Source organism: Paraburkholderia sp. JPY465, from assembly GCF_050436725.1.
Taxonomy (GTDB): domain Bacteria; phylum Pseudomonadota; class Gammaproteobacteria; order Burkholderiales; family Burkholderiaceae; genus Paraburkholderia; species Paraburkholderia youngii.
This window is the reverse complement of sequence record NZ_JBNDMT010000006.1, coordinates 254,552-274,101: the sequence shown is the minus strand read 5'-3', so window position 1 is coordinate 274,101 and position 19,550 is coordinate 254,552. Positions and strand designations below refer to the sequence as shown.

Below are 19,550 nucleotides of genomic sequence, written 5' to 3'. Positions count from 1 at the left end.
GCGAGGTAAACAAGCCATGACTGCATTCCTGCAAATCCAGCGTCTGCGCAAGACCTACGACGACGTCGTCGCCATCGACCAGGTTTCCCTCGATGTGCGCAAGGGCGAGTTCATGACCTTTCTCGGACCGTCCGGTTCGGGCAAGAGCACGACGCTGTATATCGTCGCGGGCTTTCAGGAGCCCTCCGACGGCCGCGTGCTGCTCGACGGCAAACCGCTGTTGGCGGTCGCACCGAACAAGCGCAACATCGGCATGGTGTTTCAGCGCTATACGCTGTTTCCGCACCTGACCGTGGGTGAGAACGTGGCATTTCCGCTGCGCGTGCGCCGGCGCCCGCAAGCCGAGATCAACGCGAAAGTCGACAAGATGCTCAAGCTCGTGCATCTGTCCGAGTGCCGCGACCGGATGCCCGCGCAGTTGTCGGGTGGGCAACAGCAACGCGTGGCGATTGCTCGCGCGCTCGCCTACGATCCGCCCGTGCTGCTGATGGACGAGCCGCTGTCGGCGCTCGACAAGAAGCTGCGCGAGGAAATCCAGCTCGAATTGCGCCGCATCCACCAGGAGACGGGCGTGACGATCCTCTACGTCACGCACGACCAGGAGGAAGCGCTGCGCCTGTCCGACCGCATCGCGGTGTTCAACAAAGGCCGCATCGAGCAGGTGGGCACCGGTGAAGAGCTGTACGCGAACCCGGCGTCGCGCTTCGTCGCGAGCTTCATCGGCAATTCGAATTTTTTGCCGGTGAAGGTCACGAAGAACAGCGACGGCCGCATGAACGGCGTGTTTCCGAACGGTCACGAGATCGCGTCGGACGCCTTCAGTCCCGCGCTTACCGCGGGCGACGACGGCACCTTGATGATCCGCCCCGAGCAGATGCGCATCAGCGCGCTGCAAACTGCCAGCGGCACGAGCGGCCTGCCTGTGACGGTGCGTGATATCACGTATCTCGGCGACGCGATGCACTACGCGGTGGCGACGCCGTGGCAGCAGGAAATCTCGATCCGGATGCCGGCCGCGCATCGGCACGACAGCGGTATCGCGATCGGCACCCAGGCGCTCGTCGACTGGGACGCACGCGATGTGCGCCTGTTCGCTCAAGCATAACGGCGACTGTCATGAGCGGCGCACTGCCATCGCTGAAGGTTCAACGCCCGACGACCACCTTGCGCGAACTCGCGCTCGAAAAAATGCGCACGGCGATCCTTGAGGCCCATTTCCATCCCGGCGAGCGGCTCGTCGAGCGCTCGCTGTGCGAGATTCTCGGCGTGAGCCGCACCGTGGTGCGCGAGGTGTTGCGGCATCTGGAAACGGAAGGGCTCGTCGACTCGATACAGAACCAGGGGCCGATCGTCGCCGTGCTCGACTTCGATACGGCGGCGGAGATCTACGAGATACGCGCGCTGCTCGAAGGCGAGGCGGCGATGGCGTGCGCTCAGCATGCGGACGAGCAGACAGTTGCCGATCTGGCTGATTTCATCGAGCAGATCCAGGCGGCGTTCGAAGCGCAGGATCATCAGGCCGTCAGGGCACTCACTTCGGCGTTCTACGAACGCATGTTCATCAGCGGGAAAAAGCATGTGGCCTGGGAGATCGTGCAGTCGCTGACCGCGCGCATCAACCGGCTCAGAGCGCTGACGATCGCTTCCGACGACCGCGGCCGCCAGGCCGTCGACGAGATGCACCGGATTCTTTCGGCCATCGAGGCGCGCGATACCTCGGCCGCGCGCGAGGCCGCGATTGCGCATGTGCACCGGGTGGCCGAAATCGCCCGCAAGCTGCTGGCGGAAGGGCACGAGCAGGCGGTATGGCGTCAGGCGCGCTAGCACTCGGGCGTTTCCAATCAACCGGCGCGCGGAACATCGCATCAACCGCATTTTGTGTAATGAAGGAAAGCAACGTGGAATTGAAGACCCTGTTGAAGGACGCGGCGCTTCTGCGCCATCAGGCTTATATCGACGGGCAATGGTGCCCGGCCGACTCGGGTGCGAGCTTCGACGTATCGGACCCGGCAACGGGCGCAACGCTCGGCAGCGTTCCGTCGATGGGCGAGGCCGAAACGACGCGGGCAATCGATGCGGCCAACGCCGCGTGGCCAGCGTGGCGAGCCCGCACGGCCAAGCAGCGCGCGGTCGTGATGCGCCGCTGGTACGAGCTGATAATCGAGAACGCCGACGACCTCGCGCTGATCCTGACCGCGGAACAGGGCAAGCCGCTCGCCGAAGCGAAAGGCGAAATCGCTTACGGCGCGTCGTTCATCGAGTGGTTCGCCGAGGAAGGCAAACGCGTGGCCGGTGACACACTCGCGACGCCGGCATCGGACAAGCGGCTCGTCGTCCTCAAGGAGCCGATCGGTGTGTGCGCCGCGATCACGCCGTGGAATTTTCCGAACGCGATGATTACCCGCAAGGTGGGCCCGGCGCTCGCGGCGGGCTGCCCGATCGTCGTGAAGCCCGCCGAAGCCACGCCGTTCTCCGCGCTCGCGCTCGCGGTTCTGGCCGAGCGGGCCGGCGTGCCCAAGGGCGTGCTCAACGTCGTGACCGGCGATCCGAAGGCAATCGGCGGGGCGATGACGAGCAGTTCAGTGGTTCGCAAGCTGTCGTTCACCGGATCGACCGGGGTGGGCAGATTGCTGATGGCGCAAAGTGCGCCCACGGTGAAGAAGGTCACGCTCGAACTGGGCGGCAATGCGCCGTTCATCGTATTCGACGACGCCGATCTCGATGCAGCGGTAGAAGGCGCAATTGCATCGAAGTACCGCAACAACGGGCAAACCTGCGTGTGCACGAATCGCTTCTACGTGCATGAGCGGGTGTACGACGCGTTCGCGTCGAAGCTGGCTACGGCAGTCGAAGCCCTGAAGGTCGGGCACGGTATGGAGGGCGGCGTCACGCTGGGTCCGCTGATCAACGACGCGGCGCTCAGCAAGGTCGAAGCGCACATCGCCGATGCGCTCGGCAAAGGGGCGTCGCTTGTCACCGGCGGCAAGCGACACGCGCTCGGCCACGGCTTTTTCGAGCCCACGGTGCTGACCAACGTCACCGCGCAGATGGCCGTGGCGAAAGACGAGACCTTCGGCCCGCTCGCGCCGCTGTTCCGTTTCTCGAGCGACGAAGAAGTGGTGAGGCTCGCCAACGACACCGAGTTCGGTCTGGCCACCTACTTCTACAGCCGCGATATCGGCCGCATCTGGCGCGTGGCCGAACAACTCGAATACGGGATGGTGGGGATCAACACCGGCCTGATCTCCAACGAAGTGGCGCCGTTCGGCGGCGTGAAGCAGTCGGGTCTCGGCAGGGAAGGTTCGCACTACGGGATCGATGACTACCTCGTGATCAAGTACCTGTGCGTGGCGGTTTGACCTCGCTCCGATAGTCAGCGCGCGGCACGGCCAAGCGTAGAATTGCGGGCGCAGCGGCGAGCCGATTCGTCGCCGGACCGGAGACCGATGGCTGATGGAAATCAAGTGGATCGAAGACTTCATCGCGCTCGCCCGCTATCAGAGCTTTTCCCGCGCGGCGGAGTTTCGCAACGTCACGCAGTCGGGTTTCAGCAGACGGATTCAGCAGCTCGAACAATGGGTCGGCGCCGATCTCGTCGACCGTACCGGCTTTCCGCCGACCTTGACTCCGGCAGGCCAACTGTTTCGTGACGCGGCCGAAGACATCCTCGACAAGCTGTTCGACACGCGCGCGATCATTCGCACCGAACAGCGCATCGCGGGCACGAGCCTGCAGATCGCGGCGGGCCACACGATCGCGCTGAACTTCCTGCCCGCGTGGTTGCGCACGCTGTCGAAGCATGTCGGCGAAGTACGCGCGCGCGTGATTCCGGCAAATGTGCACGATTCGATACTGATGCTGGTCAACGGCAACTGCGAGCTGATGTTCGCTTACCACCATCCGCAACTGCCGTTGCATCTCGATCCGGCCAGGTACGAATGCGTGACCGTGGGCGTCGACACCTTCATGCCGGTATGCAGGCCCAACCAGCGGCTTGCGCACGTGTACCGTCTGCCGGGCCTGATCGAACATCCGATGCCGTTCATCGCCTATACGGAGACCAGCTACTTTGGGCGCTGCTTCAAGTTGCTGATGGAGCAAAGCAAAGCGTCGCCCGCCTTGCATCTTCATTACGAGTCCGACATGGCCGAGGTCGTGAAGAAGCTCGTGCTGGAAGGCGAGGGCGTCGCATGGCTGCCGAAGAGCTCGATCGCCGCCGAACTCGATAGCGGCCAACTCGTCGCCGCCGGCCGCTCGGAATGGCAACTGCAACTGGAGTTGCGCGTGTACCGTGATCTGACGAATCGCAGCGAACTGCTCGATACGCTGTGGCGGCATCTTCGGGCTTCGTCGGGGCTCGCCGAACAGCGCTGATAGGGTTATCCCGCGTTATGCGAAACTTGCATAGCCGTATGCAACACTAGCATTCAAGGCGGTTCCGCCGTCTCTAGAATTCCGTCCAGACACAAAAAAGCGGTACATCGACATGCGATGTGCCGGCCATTCCCGAGCGCGCGCCGGTCGATGCCGACCGTTCGTGCGCCATCCCAGGACGGAGACACATGAAGAATCGGCTCACCCTCTACATCCTCGCCGGCATGCTGCTCGGCGTGGCCGTCGGCTATGTCTGCCATCGCACGGCGGCCGATGCCGCGCACGCGAAGGAGATCGCCGGCTACTTTTCGATCATCACCGATATCTTCCTGCGGCTCGTGAAGATGATCATCGCGCCGCTCGTGTTCGCCACGCTCGTGTCGGGTCTCGCCGGCATGGAAGGCACCAGCGACGTGCGCCGCATCGGCCTGCGCTCGATCGCGTGGTTCCTGTGCGCGTCGCTGTTCTCGCTCGCGCTCGGCCTCGTGCTGGCGAATCTGCTGCAACCGGGCGCGGGTTTGCACATGGCCCAGACGAGCGCTGACGTGGCCACCGGCCTCAATACGTCGAGCCTGAACTTCAAGGACTTCGTCACGCACGCGTTCCCCACCAGCATCATCGATGCGATGGCGCGCAACGATATCCTGCAGATCCTCGTCTTCTCGGTGCTGTTCGGCATCGTGCTCAGCGTGATCAAGTCGGACCCGCGCGTCGCGCCGCTGATCGCGGGCGTCGAAGCGCTCGTGCCCACCATGCTGAAACTGACCGATTACGTAATGCGTCTCGCGCCTCTCGGTGTGTTCGGCGCGCTGGCCTCGGCGATCACGGTGCATGGTCTCGACGTGCTGACCACGTACGGCAAGCTCGTCGCGAGCTTCTATACAGGGCTCGCGCTGCTGTGGGCGGCGCTGATTCTTGCCGGCTACGCGTTTCTCGGCAAGCCGATCTGGGCCTTGCTCAAAGCGATCCGCGAACCCGCGATGCTGGCGTTCTCCACCGCGAGCAGCGAGGCTGCGTATCCGCGCCTGACGGAGAAGCTGGAGGAATTCGGCGTCGACAAGAAAGTGGTCGGCTTCACGTTGCCGCTCGGCTATGCGTTCAATCTCGACGGCTCGATGATGTATCAGGCGTTCGCCGCGATCTTCATCGCGCAGGCGTTCGGCATCGACATGCCGATCAGCACGCAGATCGTGATGCTGCTGGTGCTGATGGTGAGCAGCAAGGGGATGGCGGGCGTCGCGCGCGGCTCGGTGGTCGTCGTCGCGGCGGTGGCGCCGATGTTTCATCTGCCGCCATCGGGCGTCGTGCTGGTGCTCGCGATCGACCAGATTCTCGACATGGGGCGCACGGCGACCAACGTGATCGGCAACAGCATCGCGACGGCGGCCATCGCGAAGTGGGAAGGCAAGCGCGTGGCGCGCCAGGAGCGCCGCGCGGCGATCGCGACGGCTTCGTTCGGTCAGCTCGAAGGCGAGACGAAATGAGCGGCATCGATGCAACCGCTGCCACGAGCGCGCGCAAGTTCGGCGTGGTGGGCGGGCTCGGCCCGCTCGCGAGTGCGGACGTGTTCTTCAAACTGATCAAATCGACGCCGGCCACGCGCGACGCCGAGCACTTCGATGCGATTTTCGAGCAGCAGCCGTTTCGCAGCGCCGATGCCGACAGCGAGACATTGACGCAGCGCAAGCTGTACATCTTCGATCTGATCAGCAGTTTCGAGAAGCGCGGCGTGACGACAGTCGTGCTGCCGTGCTTCCTGAGCCACACGTTCATCGACGAACTGAAAGCCAATTCGCCGCTGCAAATCGTCGATATGGTCGAGGCGGTGCGCAGCCACGTGCGCAGAAGATTTCCCGCGGTACGCCGCGTGGGCGTACTCGCGTCGGCCTATACGCGGCGCAAGCGTCTGTTCGAGAAGTACTTCGCGGCGCCCGAATTCGAACTGATCCATCCGCGTATCAGCGACGGAACGGATTTCGTCACCGAAGCGGTCTATGGCGAGGATGGCGTGAAGAGCGGCAATCTGCGTGGCCGTCCGGTCGAGTTGCTGCGCGCGGCTTGCGAAGATCTGATCGCGCAGGGCGCCAATGTGATCGTGCCGGGGCTCACCGAGATCGCGTTGGTCGCGGACGAACTGGGTGCGTTGCGTGTGCCGCTCGTCGATTCGAACCTGGCTTACGCGCAATATGTCGTGTCCGGCCAGTACCACACGCCGGAGACGATCTTCAAGGTCGGCGTGGTGGGCGGCGTGGGTCCGGCGGCCACCGTCGATTTCATTCACAAGATCGTGCGCGCGACGCCCGCGCAGCGCGATCAGGACCACATCAAGCTGCTCGTCGAGCAGAACCCGCAGATCCCGGATCGCACGGAGAATCTGATCGGCGACGGACCGGACCCGACCATCTCGCTGTACGCGACCTGCAAGAAGCTCGAAACGGGCGGCGCGGATCTGATCGCGATTCCTTGCAATACCGCACATGCCTTCGTCGAGCGGATTCAGCCTTATCTCGGCGTGCCGATCGTCAATATGCTGACGGTGACGGTGCGTTATCTGCGCGAGTCGTTTCCCGCGCTGCGCTCGGTCGGTGTGCTCGCGACTTCCGGCACGCTCGCGAGCGGCGTCTACCAGAAGGCGCTCGAATCGCAGGGTTTGCGGCAGGTCGTGCCGTCACCCGCGCTGCAGGCGCGCGTGATGGACGCGATTTACGGCAAGCAAGGCGTGAAGGCCGGATTCACCGCCGGGCAGTGCCAGCAAGACCTCGCCGCGGCGATCGATGGGCTCATCGCCGAAGGCGTAGAAGTAATCGTTCTCGGCTGCACGGAACTGCCGCTGCTGCTGCGTGAGCCCTATGTGATCGGCGCGAACGGCGCGCGCGTGAGCGTCGTCGATCCGACCGATGTGCTCGCGAAGCAGTGCGTCGCCTGCGCGACCGCGCCGCCTCGATAAGCCAACCGCATCACCCATTCAACGCGACGGACCTGCACACGACGTGTGCCGGATGACCCCGCTCGCCTGTCGTTTTCAGAACCTGAGAGGACCTCATGCTTGCACCGACCGAACGTATCGAACACGACCTTCTCGGCGATCTCGCCGTGCCCGCGACCGCGTATTACGGCGTTCATACGCTGCGCGCGTTGCAGAACTTTCCGATCACCGGCCTTCCGATCTCCGTGTATCCGAACCTCGTCAACGCACTGGCGAGCGTGAAAGAAGCCGCGGCACTCGCGAATCACGATCTCGGCCTGTTGAGCGCAGTGAAGATGCAGGCCATCGTGCATGCATGCCGGCAGGTGCGTTCAGGCACCGCGCACGAGCATTTCGTCGTCGATGTGATTCAGGGCGGCGCGGGCACCTCGACCAACATGAACGCGAACGAGGTGATCGCCAATCTCGCGCTCGAACATCTCGGGCGACAGCGCGGCGAATACGCGATTCTCCATCCGAACGAGGATGTGAATCTCGGCCAGAGCACCAACGACGTTTATCCGACCGCGCTGAAGATCGCCACGCACGCCGGAATCATGCAACTCGTCGATGCGATGGGCGTGTTGCGCGCGTCGTTCGAACGCAAGGCGGTGGAATTCGGCAACGACCTGAAGATGGGCCGCACGCAGCTTCAGGACGCCGTACCGATGACGCTCGGCCAGGAGTTCAGCACCTTCGCGGTGATGCTCGGCGAAGATGAAGAGCGGCTGAAGGAGGCCGCCCAACTGATCTGCGAAATCAATCTCGGCGCGACGGCGATCGGCACCGGCATCAACACGCATCCGGAATACGCGCAGCTTGCATGCAGGCACCTGAGCGAAATAACCGGTATCGCATTGACCACGTCGCCGAATCTGGTCGAAGCGACGCAGGATGTCGGCTCGTTCGTGCAGCTTTCCGGCGTACTGAAGCGCGTCGCCGTCAAACTGTCGAAGACCTGCAACGATCTTCGCCTGCTTTCGAGCGGCCCGCGCGCGGGCCTCGGCGAAATCAACCTGCCGCCGGTGCAGGCGGGCTCGAGCATCATGCCGGGCAAGGTGAATCCGGTGATTCCGGAGGTCGTCAACCAGATCGCGTTCGAAGTCATCGGCAACGATGTGACGGTGAGCTTTGCCGCCGAAGCAGGGCAACTCCAGCTCAACGCGTTCGAGCCGATCATCGCGCACAGCCTGTTCAAGAGCGTCGCCCATTTGCGCGCGGGGTGCCTGACGCTCGCGTCGAAATGCGTCGACGGCATTAGCGCGAATCGCGAGCGTCTGCGCGCGATCGTCGAGAACTCGATCGGCATCGTGACCGCGCTGAACCCGTACATCGGCTATACACACTCGACCGATGTCGCGAAGGAAGCGCTGGCCTCGGGCAAGAGCGTCGCGCAGATCGTGATCGACAAAGGGCTGCTGAGCCAGGCGCAGCTCGACCAGATCCTTCAACCAGCGATGCTGACGCAACCGAGAAAAATGTCCCCAGCGCAATGAGCGACGACGGTTTTGCTGGACACAGGTCGCGTGCATACGCACGCGGCTCTTTCAAACGATGTGGAGACGAAACATGAGCATCAAGATCAATCGAAAAGCAATGCGGTTGTGCGGTTCGGCGGCACTGCTGATCGCCGCACTTGCCGCGGGTACCGGCGCGCAGGCGGCCGACGCGTCATTGCAACAGGCAAGCGCCGTCACCGCAATGCCGCGCGTTCTGCTGCTGGCCACCGGCGGCACGATTTCCGGTACCGCCGATCCGCGCTCGGCGATCGGCTACAACTCGGGCAACGTGAAGGGGCAGGAACTGGTGCGCGGCGTGCCGGGCATCGAGAAGCTCGCGAGCATCAACGCGGAGCAGGTCTCGAACGTCGGCTCGCAGGACATGAACGACAAGATCTGGTTGCAGCTTGCGCGGCGGATCGACGAGGCCTTCGAGCGCAACGAGGCCGACGCCGTCGTGATCACGCACGGGACCGATACGATCGAGGAAACCGCGTTCTTCCTGAACAACGTGCTGCACTCCGACAAGCCGGTGGTACTGGTCGGCTCGATGCGCCCGGGCGGTTCCACGAGCGCCGACGGTCCCAACAATCTGTACGAAGCCGTCGAAGTGGCGGCGAGCCCGCAGTCGCGCGGCCGGGGCGTGATGGTCGTGATGAACGATCAGATTCACGCGCCGCGCTGGATCACCAAGACGAATACGACGGCGGTACAGGCGTTCGCGTCGCCGAACGCGGGCGCGATCGGTTACGTCGATCCGGCCAGCGTGCGCTTCGTGATGCCGGCGGTGCAATCGGCGCGCACCGCGCTGAGCCTGCCCGCGAACGGGCAATTGCCGCGCGTCGATATCGTCTATGCGCATAGCAACATGGATGGCCGCCAGATCGAGCATGCGATTGCCGATGGTGCGAAGGGCATCGTGGTAGCCGGCGAAGGCGATGGTGACATGTCGAAGGAAGCCCTCGCGGCGCTCGACCGCGCTGCCGCAAAAGGCATCGTGGTGGTTCGTTCGACCCGCCTCGTGTCGGGATTCGTGAACCGGAACGTCGAGGTGGACGACGACAAGCGCGGCTTCGTCGCATCGCTCGATCTGAATCCGCAGAAGGCGCGCTTGCTGACGCAGTTGCTGGTGGCCAACGGCGTGACCGACGCGCTCAAGGTACAGCAGGCGTTTAGCGGCACGTGGTGAGCGGTTGGCGGCGGTGCGGCATCGCAAGCGACGGATAGCCGCTCTATCGCCCCTGCATCAGCGACGAAAGCAGCTTCAGCAGGCTGTCGATATTGACGGGTTTGACGAAGTGATAGTCGAAGCCCGCCGATTGCGCGCGCAGCCTGTCGTCCGTCTGTCCGTAACCCGTGATCGCGATCAGCAACGGCTTCGCATCGCCTTTGCGGCGAAGCTGTCTCGCCAGTGCGTATCCGTCGATATCCGGCAAGCCGATATCGAGCAACGCCACGTCCGGTGCGAATAACGGGGCGGCTTCCAGCGCCTCGGCTGACGAGTACGCGACGCGGGCAGCATGCCCTTCGGATTCGCACAGCATCGAGAGTGAATCGGCGGCGTCGCGATTGTCATCGACGACCAGCACGCGCAACGCGGTTCGCGCGTGCCCCGGCGCGGGCTCCGACAGCGCGACCGCCGAATGGCGCTCATGGTGGTGCAGACGCGGCAGTCGGACCGTCACCGTGGTGCCGAGATTGGGGCCGTCGCTATGCACGGCGATCGTGCCGTTGTGCATTTCGACGAGCTTCTTGACGAGCGACAGACCGATGCCGAGGCCGCCATCCGAGCGATCGAGCGTGCGTTCGCCTTGCGAAAAGAGCTCGAACACCTTCGGCAGAAGCTCGGCCGAAATGCCTGTGCCGGTATCTTGCGTGACGATGGAAACCCATTCGTCGTCGGCCGCTACGTTCACCGAGATATGCCCGTTCTCCGGCGTGTACTTGCTCGCGTTGTTCAGGATATTGACGAAGATCTGCGAAATCCGCGTGATGTCGCCAGATACCCACGTAGTCGGATCGCAAACACTGACGTGCAACTGCTGATGACGAGCTTCGGCCATCGCCGCGATCGCCTCGACAGCGTGATAGACGGCCGTGCCGACCAGAACGGGCTCGAGTTGCAGCACGATGCGTCCTTGCGTGATGCGCGACACTTCGAGCAGGTCGTCGACGATTCGCGTCATGTGCTCGACCTGCCGGCGCATCAGGTCGATCAGCTCATGTGGGCGCGACACCGTGCCGGGCTGCTTGTCGAGCAATGCGATGGCCGTGCGCAGTGGCGCGAGCGGATTGCGCAACTCGTGCGCGAGCATCGCGAGAAACTCGTCCTTGCGGCGATCGGTTTCGCGCAGCATCAGTTCGAGCTGCTTGCGCTGGGTGATGTCGATCACGCTGGCGATGATGCGCAACGGCTTGCCGTCCGCGCTTCGCTGGAGCATCGCGCTGCCGTGCATCCATTGTTCGCCGTGCGCGTTCTGCAAACGGAATTCGAAGTTCGCGACCGGGTCGTGGCCTTCGGCCAGTCGGCAGACATATTGTTCGAGCATCGCGCGGTCGTCGGGGTGCACGTTGCGCAGCGCCTCGTCGTAGCTGAGCACATGGTCTATCCGCGGTGCGAGGCCCTCTTCGAACGATAGCGTGCGCGAGGCCAGGTCGAAGCAGACGATGTTCAGCCGCGCCGCCTGCATCGCCACCGACAGACGCAGGTTGCGCGCCTCGATCGCCAGTTGCGCTTCATACTGAGGCGTCACATCGGTCGAGGTGCCGAACCACTCCTGTAGTTTGCCGTGGCTGTCGAACAGGGGCGCCGCCTGGGCGTGCATCATCCTGTACTGGCCGTCGTGACGTCGCATGCGGAACATGGTCGATGCGGGTGCGCGTCGCTGCAGCACATCGACCCACACCTGCCGGGCCGCCTCGCGGTCGTCCGGATGAACGTAGTCGAGCCAGCCCCAGTCCGCCAGACGGACCACGTCGTCGCCCGTGAACCGGCTCCAGTGCTCGTCTGCGGGCCGGATGTCGCCGTTCGGCTCGGCCGACCACACGAGCGCGCCCGTCGATTCGACCAGCACCCGATAACGCCGCTCGCTGAGACTGAGCTGTTCTTCGGCTGCCCGCTGCTTGCTGATATCGAAGGTGACGCCGTACACGTGCGCGAGCGTGCCGTGCTCGTCGAATTCCGCATGGCCGCGCATGCGCAGCCAGCGTGGCGAAGCCGAGCCACCATGCAGCACGAAATCGAATTCGAAGGGACCGCCGTGTTGCAGGGCGTCATCGAGCTTGCGCTGGAATAGCGCCCGATACTCGGGCTCGATCTGATTCTCCAGATCGGATAGCGCAAGCGCATCGGTGCCGGGCGGAAAGCCGTACAGATCCGCGAGTTGCGAGGTCATTCGCACCACGCGGTTCTTCATGTCCCATTCCCACGCACCCATGCGAGCGCCGTGGAAGGCAGCCTTCAGGCGTCGCTCGCTCGCCTCGTACATGGCCCACGCGTGACGGGCTTCGTGGATATCGGTCGCGACGCCCACCGTCTCGCCGATGCGGCCACTCGCGTCGCGCTCGGCTTGAAGATGCAACACGTGCCAGCGATACTCGCCGTCCGCGCGCAGCAGACGCACTTCGACATTGCCGAGCAGCGTGCCGTCCCGCATCTGCCGCACTGCGTCGAGCACATGATCGATGTCGTCGGGATGAACGAAGGCCTTCCAGTGCATCCCGACCAGTTCAAGAGCGGGAATGCCGAGATACCGTGATGTCCACGGGTTGGCATAGCGAATGACGCCGTCGCGATCGGCACGCCAAACGAATGAGGGAAGGAAGTGAGCAGGATCGTTCATCAGCGTCCTTGCATCGGTTTCCTCTGCAGACACGGCGCCGAAGATGATCCAGCGCTGCCCGCATGGTGTGCCTGCTTACATTAGCCAGCCCGAACTGCGAAACACGATGTTTGTACCATGCGAATGTTGATGCGGTAAAGGCGAGCCACGCAGTCGAAGACTTGCCCATGCAATAACGGTGTGTTTATGGAAAAATATATCTCACAGTGTGATATGTTGGACGTGCGTGCCGGAAGACATTCACATCGTCGACCGTCGGTACTGCCACCGCTTGCTTTCGTTGCGGACGGATGCCGCCGTGGCATTGAATTTGCTCAATGATGTATATCAGGCTGCGAGTTTTCGCCGCAACGGACGCATGGGTCATTGCTGCTTTGAAAGCATCCGTGACGTGAACTCCGGCCATCCAGAAGGAGACAACGATGAATTACCCCGAAAACAGCAAGCCGCAGGAAGGTCAGCCGCGCGACGCGGATGGGATGAGCGAAACCTACGTGCCGTCATACCGCTTGTTGTTGAAAGAGCCAACCGTACTGCTTGCTGGCAACCCGATCGACCGCACGGATGTCGCAACGGCGGCGATCCTCGGCTACAACTGACGATCGCGCGCGATGCGCCGGTTCTGCATCCATCAGTTACAAAGCCGCGCGTAGCGCCTCATCGGCAACGGCAAGGCGTAACGCAATCGTCTTCACGAAAAACCGGTGCAACTGTTGCGCGGTTGCCGGATCGTGCTGTTCGAGTTCGAGCAGCCGGGAGATCGACAGTCGGTACACGCGCGTCGGCGCCTCGGCAATCACGTCCGCGCTGCGCTGCTGCTGCGTGTACACCGCCATTTCCCCCACGACCGTGCCAGGGCCGAACGAGCGCAGACGCGCGGAACGGCCATCGGCGAGGGGCAGCGAGACCGCGACACGTCCTTGCGCGATGAAATACAGCGCATCGCCCGGCTCGCGATGACGAAACAGTGCCTGGCCCGAAAGCAGATCACGCACCTCCAGACACGCGATCAAGCCGTTCAACGCGCTGGCCGTGAAATGCGGCTCCAACATCGCCCGCAGATCGCCGCCATGCGCGAGCGCGAGCGAGTTCGACGCTAGCAGCTTGTCTTCGATCCACTCGAGACCCGCATCGAGCGTATCGAATTGATGGATCTTCAGATTGAGCGTGCCGGTCTTCTCGAGCAGATCGCGTGAGCGCGGCGGCAGCGCGGTCAATACGAGGTCCGCGTTTTTTGCCGCGCAGAATTGCCTCAGCTTGACGAAGCTGATTGATACGGACGCATCCATGCCATGGGTCGCCGCAAAGTCGAGCACGACGAAGCGGATCGGCATCTGGTTGTTCCCACCGAAGCGTTCCCGCAGGCGCTGCAGAATCGAATTGGCCGTGCCGAAAAAGAGGAACCCTTGCAGGCACATTCCGCATACCTGGGCGCCGATTGCACGCAACGCCTGGGTGTCTTCGATGCTGCGCTCCACATTCGAGGACCGCGCGCGCAGGTCGAACTCCATGCGTATGCAGCCGACCCGGCCGTAGAGCAGCGTGAACATCACACACGCCGCAACGACGCCCACGACCACGCCGACGATCACGCCATACGCCGCGATGGTGCCGAGAATCACGGGCACGAGCAGATACTCATACCAGTCGAGCCTGGTCCAGGCGCCCGCGAGCCAATGCACGAGCAGACGCAGCCCCATGAACAGTTGAAGACCGACCAGCACTGGCACCGGAAACAGCGCCACGATGTCGGGCGAGGTGGCGAGCACGACCACGCACGCAAGCGACGCGAACACGCCCGCTACCCGGCTCGTCGCGCCCACCCGCGCATTGAGCATCGAGCGATTGAAAGACTGGTAGCCGACCATGCCGCCCAGCAGTCCGCTCGCGAGATTGGCGAGGCCGGCGGCGCGCATCTCGCGATTGAGGTCGACGTCCTCTCCGGTAGCGGTGCCGATCGCCGTCGAATTCATCAGGATCGTCACGGCCGACACCGATGTCACCACCAGGCTTTCGGGAAGATGCGCGCCGACCGCCGACCAGTCGATGGCGCCCTGTCCGAGCCTCGCGGCCAGGTGCAACTCCGGCAGCCCGGCAAGTTGCAGCTTGACGCGCGGCAGCAGCAGACCCATGCCGCGCGCGTCATCGATCGAAATTCCGGCAACCTGTAGCAGAACGTAGAAAAGCACGACACCGAAGGCCAGTGTGAGCGGCAGCGCGGCAATGTGCTGCCACGTGCGCATCAGCACCGTGGCGAGCACGCCGACGACGAGCGCGGGAATCCATGTGATCCAGTGAAGGTGCGCGAGCAACGCGAGCGTGTGCCACTCCAGCGGCTGGCCCGTCAGCACGCGGAACGCCCCGGCGAGCAGCAGGTAGCCCGTGCCGGCGAGGAACCCGCCGAGCACCGGATAGGGCAGGAACTGCAGCGAGCGGCTGCGCCTGGACGAGCCGATCGCATAGAGCACGATGCCCGTCATCACCGAACAAAGCGCGATGGCGATCAGCACCGTGAGGATCTGCGTCTGCGGTGAGCCGCCGTCCGCGCGCACGCTGCTGGCCACACCCGCCGCCACGCCCGCGAGAAAGGCCGCCGCATTGCTGTCGGGTCCGCCGATGTTGATGCGCATCGAACTCGTCAGTGCGATCACCAGCGCCGTGACGACGCAGCTCACGAGCGCGGTAGGCACGCCTAGCATCGCGTAGCGCGCAAGATCGGCGCTAAAGATCATCGTGCCGAGGCTCATCGCATAGCACAGCATGACGAGCGTCGAAACGGCGCCCGCCGCCACGTCGCCTGGCAGGCCCGCCAAACGCGAGCGCAGCGGGACGTCGGAGACGGAAACGGTCTTGCCCGGCTTCACGTGGATTCCCGATCGAATGCGAGGGCGCCGCGAGGCGCGCCAGCCAGTATCCTGCGCGGCTCGAACGGCTGTCAAACGCGATGCAGCGTGCTGATCGGACACCTACACTGATTATTCATCGGCCTCGTAGCTGGCGCACTCCACGGGAGTGCAATGCACCTCAGGGCCGTTCACGCCGGCGGCCGGCACGCGCGCTATTCATCAGAGCTTTTGCCCGCGGGGCCACGCATCGGAGGCAGGGCGACGAACATGGATATCGAGAAATGGCTGCGGGGCCTCGGGCTCGAGCAGTACGTCCACGCGTTCGCGGCAAACGACATCGACATGTCGCTGCTCGGGCAGCTGACCGACGCGGACCTGAAAGAGCTTGGCGTACAGTCGCTCGGCCACCGCAAGCGGATTCTGGCCGCGGCGACGGCATCGCCAACGATAGCGGCGCCGCTATCGCCTCAGTCTGCCGCCGACAACGAAGTGCCCGCGGACGAGCGCAGGCAGGTCACGATTCTGTTCGCCGATCTGTGCGGATACACGATGCTGTCGCGCTCGCTCGATCCCGAAGACTTGCGCGCGCTGATCGGACGCTACACGGCGCTGGTCGACGGGATCGTGCTCGCCTATGGCGGCACGATCGACAAGCACATCGGCGACGCGGTGATGGCGCTGTTCGGCGCACCGCGCTCGCACGAGACGGACACGCTGCGCGCCGCGCGTGCCGCACTCGACATTCACGACGGCGTGGCGCGGCTCGCCACGCAGACCGGGCGGGCATTGCAGGCGCACATCGGCATTGCGAGCGGCGAGGTCATCGCAGGCGCGCTGGGCCGAGCCGACGCGCAGGACTACACCGTGCATGGCGATCCGGTCAACCTCGCCGCCCGGCTGGTGGCTGCCGCGCCAGCGGGCGAAACCTGGTTATCCGACGACGCAGCGCGCACGCTCGGCGACGTCGCCAGTTGCGAAGCGATCGGCGAGCGCCGCTTCAAGGGCATTGACACGCCGGTGCGGCCATGGCGCCTCGTCGCGCTCGGCAGCGAGCCGGTCAGGACGAGCCACAGCCATTTCGTCGGACGCGAAGCCGAGCTCGAACAGTTCCACGGCATCCTGCATGCGTGCATGGCAAAGCGCGCGGGGCACGTCGTGCATGTGCGAGGCGAAGCCGGGATCGGCAAGACGCGGCTCGTCGACGAGATGCGCCGCCATGCGCAGGCCCAGGGTTTCACGCTGCATCGAAGCCTCGTGCTCGATTTCGGCGTCGGCAAGGGCCAGGACCCGGTGCGAACCATCGTCGGCAGCCTGCTCGGTTTGCCGGCCGGTGCATCGAGCGAGGCGCGGCAGGCCGCTGCCGCGCAGGTCGCGGCGCAAGGCATCGTCAAGGCCGAGCAGACCGTGTTTCTGCACGACTTCCTCGACCTTCCGCCGAGCGCCGAATGGCAAACCATCTACGAGGCCATGGACCACGGCGCGCGCAAGCGCGGCAAGCAGGCGCTCGCCACGAAGCTGACCGAGGACGCTTGCGCGCACGCGGCGACGCTCATCGTCGTCGAAGACCTGCATTGGGCCGACGCCGAAGTCGTCGGCTACCTGTCGGCGTTCGCGTCCGGCATTGCCAACGGCACGGGCCTGCTGGTGACGACTTCGCGCGTGGAAGGCGATCCGATCGATGCAGGCTGGCGCGCACGTTGCCGCGACACTCCGTTCGCCACGATCGATCTCGGACCGCTGCGCAAGGACGAGGCGCTGAGCCTGGCGGGCAATTTCATCGATGCGACGCAGCGCGTCGCGCTCGCCTGCATCGAGCGCGCGGGCGGCAATCCGCTGTTTCTCGAACAACTGCTGCGCAACGCTGAAGAAGGCAGCGGCAGCAACGTGCCAGCGTCGATCCGCAGTCTGGTACTCGCGCGGATGGACCGGCTCGCGCCCCGCGACCGCCTGGCGTTCCAGGCGGCCGCGGTGATCGGCCAGCGTTTCGGCCTGGCGCTGCTGCGGGAACTGGTCGACGATCCCGGCTATGTCTGCGCCGGCCTGCTCGTCAATGCACTGGTGCTGCCGGAAGGCGAGGACTTCCTGTTCGCGCACGCGTTGATCCAGGAAAGCGCCTATTCGACCTTATTGCGCGCGCGCCGCCGCGAACTTCATCTGCGCGCGGCCGAATGGTTCGCACAGAGCGATGCCACGTTGCACGCCCAGCATCTCGACCGCGCCGAAGACCCGCATGCGCCGCACGCCTACCTGGGCGCGGCGGTGGCCGAGCGCGCCGCTCATCGTTTCGAAGCCGCGCTGCGGCTGGCCGAGCGGGGCATCGAGATCGCGCAGTCGGACGCGGACCGCCATGCACTGAGCTGCTGCAAGGGCGAACTTCAGCGCGACCTCGGCGACATAGCGGGATCGATCGCGACCTACCGCGCCGCACTCGCCGCCGCCACCGACGACACCGCCCGATGCGACTGCCAGCTCGGGCTCGCGGAAGGTCTGCGGGTCAGCGAGGGTCTCGACGAAGCACTCGGCCTGCTCGCGCAAGCGCAACGGATCGCGGAGCGGGACAACCGGCTGGCCGAGCTGGCAAGCCTCCATTATTTGCGCGGCAACATTCTGTTTCCGCTCGGCAAGATCGACGCCTGCTGCGCCGAACACGAGCGCGGTCTCGCCTATGCGCGCCGCCTCGATCTGCCCGAGGCAGAGGCTCGCGCGCTCGGCGGCCTGGCGGACGCGGCGTATGCGCAGGGACGTATGCGCACCGCGTTCCATCATTTCAGCGAATGCGTGGCGATGAGCCGTGAACACGGCTTCGGCCGCATCGAGGTCGCCAATCTGTCGATGCAGGGCTTCAGCCGCATCTATCTGAACGACGCGGGTCCGGCACGCGAGGACGCCATTGCCGCCGCCCACACCGCCGAGCTGATCGGGCAGCCTCGCGCGCAACTGCTGGGGGAGACGCTGGGGGTATTCGCGTGCCAGGAATTGGGCGACGTGCAGGCGGCCAGCAAGCATCTGGCGCAGGAGCTGCGCGTGATCCGGCAACTGGGTGCGCGCCGCTTCGAAGCGCAGAACCTGGAGATGCAGGGGCGCCTGTTACTGGACCAGGGATGCCGCAGTGAAGCGGTAATGGCGCTGCGCGAAGCACTGGCCATCTCACGCGAAGTGGGCAGTCAGTTTTCCGGGCCAAAGACCTTGAGCGCACTGAGCCGCGCGGTTGACGACAAGGACGAGCGGACGCGGCTACTGGCTGAAGGCGAGGCGCTGTTGCGCCTTGGCGCGGTCGGCCACAATCACCTGTGGTTTTACCGCGACGCCATCGAAGCGATGCTGGAGGCGGGCGATCCTGCCGGCACGCTGCACTACGTGGACGCACTCGAGGCCTACACGCAGCGCGAACCGTTGCCGTGGTCCGAGCTATTCGCGGCGCGTGGCCGTGCGCTTGCGCTCGCGCTTCAGGCGCCGCTCACCGACGCCGCACGGCATGAACTGCTGCGGCTGCTTGAGGCGCTACAGCAGGCCGGCTTTCGCAACTACGTGAGCGCGGTCGAAGCGGTCCTTGCGGCCTGACGCACGCGCGGAGCCGATCGTCAGCGTGGCGCGGAATCGTCGCGAGGCGGGTCCTTGTGGACCACCTCCATGTCGATGGTGCGGCCATCGTCGTCGGGCGTGTCCGTGTGAACGACCTCCATGTCGACGGTGCGGCCGTCGTCGCCATACGCGGCCGCCTGCCGGCGCAACTTGCGCATCTTCCACCACAGATAGCCGACCACGACCGTGCCGACCGCGAACAGCACGGCGAACAGCACGATCGATAGCATCGCGGCCACCACGAACAGGATCGCGCTCAAGGCGACGGTCAGCAACCGGCCGAACCAGCCCGAGCCACCGATCCGGATCCCTTTCTCATATGTCACCCGCCGCGGCGGCGGTCTGTCGTTTTGCATCGTTCATCTCCCGGCCGCCGTCCGGCGGCTGATGCGGGTAAGTCCTAATCCGTTGTCATTATGCGGGATGTGAACCGCGAGCGTCG

General features: G+C 64.6%; 13 protein-coding genes. 10 read left to right on the top strand and 3 right to left on the bottom strand.

The features are described from left to right. Positions 1–16 precede the first annotated feature (16 nt). From QFZ94_RS34495 to QFZ94_RS34460, 8 genes are all read left to right on the top strand, one after another. Entirely contained in the window at positions 17–1,105 is a 1,089-nt protein-coding gene (locus QFZ94_RS34495) for an ABC transporter ATP-binding protein (protein ID WP_429462531.1), read from the top strand. Positions 1,106–1,116: 11 nt separating this feature from the next. After that, positions 1,117–1,824, top strand: coding sequence for a GntR family transcriptional regulator (locus QFZ94_RS34490; RefSeq protein ID WP_429462529.1), 708 nt, complete (start codon positions 1,117–1,119; stop codon positions 1,822–1,824). A gap of 59 nt (positions 1,825–1,883) precedes the next feature. Then, positions 1,884–3,359 carry an NAD-dependent succinate-semialdehyde dehydrogenase gene (locus QFZ94_RS34485; protein WP_429462527.1) on the top strand — a complete coding sequence of 492 codons (1,476 nt, stop codon included), beginning with the start codon at positions 1,884–1,886 and terminating at the stop codon, positions 3,357–3,359. Between the two features lie 94 nt (positions 3,360–3,453). Continuing rightward, the gene (locus tag QFZ94_RS34480) at positions 3,454–4,374 is read left to right on the top strand and encodes a LysR substrate-binding domain-containing protein (RefSeq protein WP_429462525.1); all 921 of its coding nucleotides are present in this window, start codon (positions 3,454–3,456) and stop codon (positions 4,372–4,374) included. A gap of 188 nt (positions 4,375–4,562) precedes the next feature. After that, the gene (locus QFZ94_RS34475) at positions 4,563–5,858 is read left to right on the top strand and encodes a dicarboxylate/amino acid:cation symporter (RefSeq protein WP_410850016.1); all 1,296 of its coding nucleotides are present in this window, start codon (positions 4,563–4,565) and stop codon (positions 5,856–5,858) included. Continuing rightward, positions 5,855–7,321, top strand: a complete 1,467-nt coding sequence (locus tag QFZ94_RS34470; protein WP_429462523.1) for an aspartate/glutamate racemase family protein — start codon at positions 5,855–5,857, stop codon at positions 7,319–7,321. Before QFZ94_RS34475 ends, QFZ94_RS34470 begins: the two co-directional genes overlap by 4 nt. A 95-nt stretch (positions 7,322–7,416) precedes the next feature. Then, the gene (gene aspA, locus QFZ94_RS34465; RefSeq protein ID WP_429462521.1) at positions 7,417–8,835 is read left to right on the top strand and encodes an aspartate ammonia-lyase; all 1,419 of its coding nucleotides are present in this window, start codon (positions 7,417–7,419) and stop codon (positions 8,833–8,835) included. Between the two features lie 73 nt (positions 8,836–8,908). Next, positions 8,909–10,027 carry an asparaginase gene (locus QFZ94_RS34460; protein ID WP_429462519.1) on the top strand — a complete coding sequence of 373 codons (1,119 nt, stop codon included), beginning with the start codon at positions 8,909–8,911 and terminating at the stop codon, positions 10,025–10,027. Between the two features lie 43 nt (positions 10,028–10,070). Here the strand turns inward: QFZ94_RS34460 and QFZ94_RS34455 are convergent, their stop codons facing one another. Continuing rightward, positions 10,071–12,680 carry a hybrid sensor histidine kinase/response regulator gene (locus QFZ94_RS34455; RefSeq protein ID WP_429462517.1) on the bottom strand — a complete coding sequence of 870 codons (2,610 nt, stop codon included), beginning with the start codon at positions 12,678–12,680 and terminating at the stop codon, positions 10,071–10,073. A gap of 422 nt (positions 12,681–13,102) precedes the next feature. Here QFZ94_RS34455 and QFZ94_RS34450 point away from each other — a divergent pair, with 422 nt between their 5' ends. Further along, positions 13,103–13,279 (top strand): hypothetical protein, encoded by a 177-nt coding sequence (locus QFZ94_RS34450; protein WP_429462515.1) that lies wholly within the window; start codon positions 13,103–13,105, stop codon positions 13,277–13,279. Between the two features lie 36 nt (positions 13,280–13,315). On the opposite strand, the gene QFZ94_RS34445 is transcribed toward QFZ94_RS34450, so the two are convergent. Next, positions 13,316–15,544 carry a SulP family inorganic anion transporter gene (locus QFZ94_RS34445; protein WP_429462513.1) on the bottom strand — a complete coding sequence of 743 codons (2,229 nt, stop codon included), beginning with the start codon at positions 15,542–15,544 and terminating at the stop codon, positions 13,316–13,318. Between the two features lie 249 nt (positions 15,545–15,793). Here QFZ94_RS34445 and QFZ94_RS34440 point away from each other — a divergent pair, with 249 nt between their 5' ends. Beyond that, positions 15,794–19,087, top strand: a complete 3,294-nt coding sequence (locus QFZ94_RS34440; protein ID WP_429462511.1) for an adenylate/guanylate cyclase domain-containing protein — start codon at positions 15,794–15,796, stop codon at positions 19,085–19,087. Positions 19,088–19,107: 20 nt separating this feature from the next. Here the strand turns inward: QFZ94_RS34440 and QFZ94_RS34435 are convergent, their stop codons facing one another. Beyond that, on the bottom strand, positions 19,108–19,464 hold the full coding sequence (locus QFZ94_RS34435; RefSeq protein ID WP_429462509.1) for a hypothetical protein: 357 nt from the start codon (positions 19,462–19,464) through the stop codon (positions 19,108–19,110). Positions 19,465–19,550: the final 86 nt, after the last annotated feature.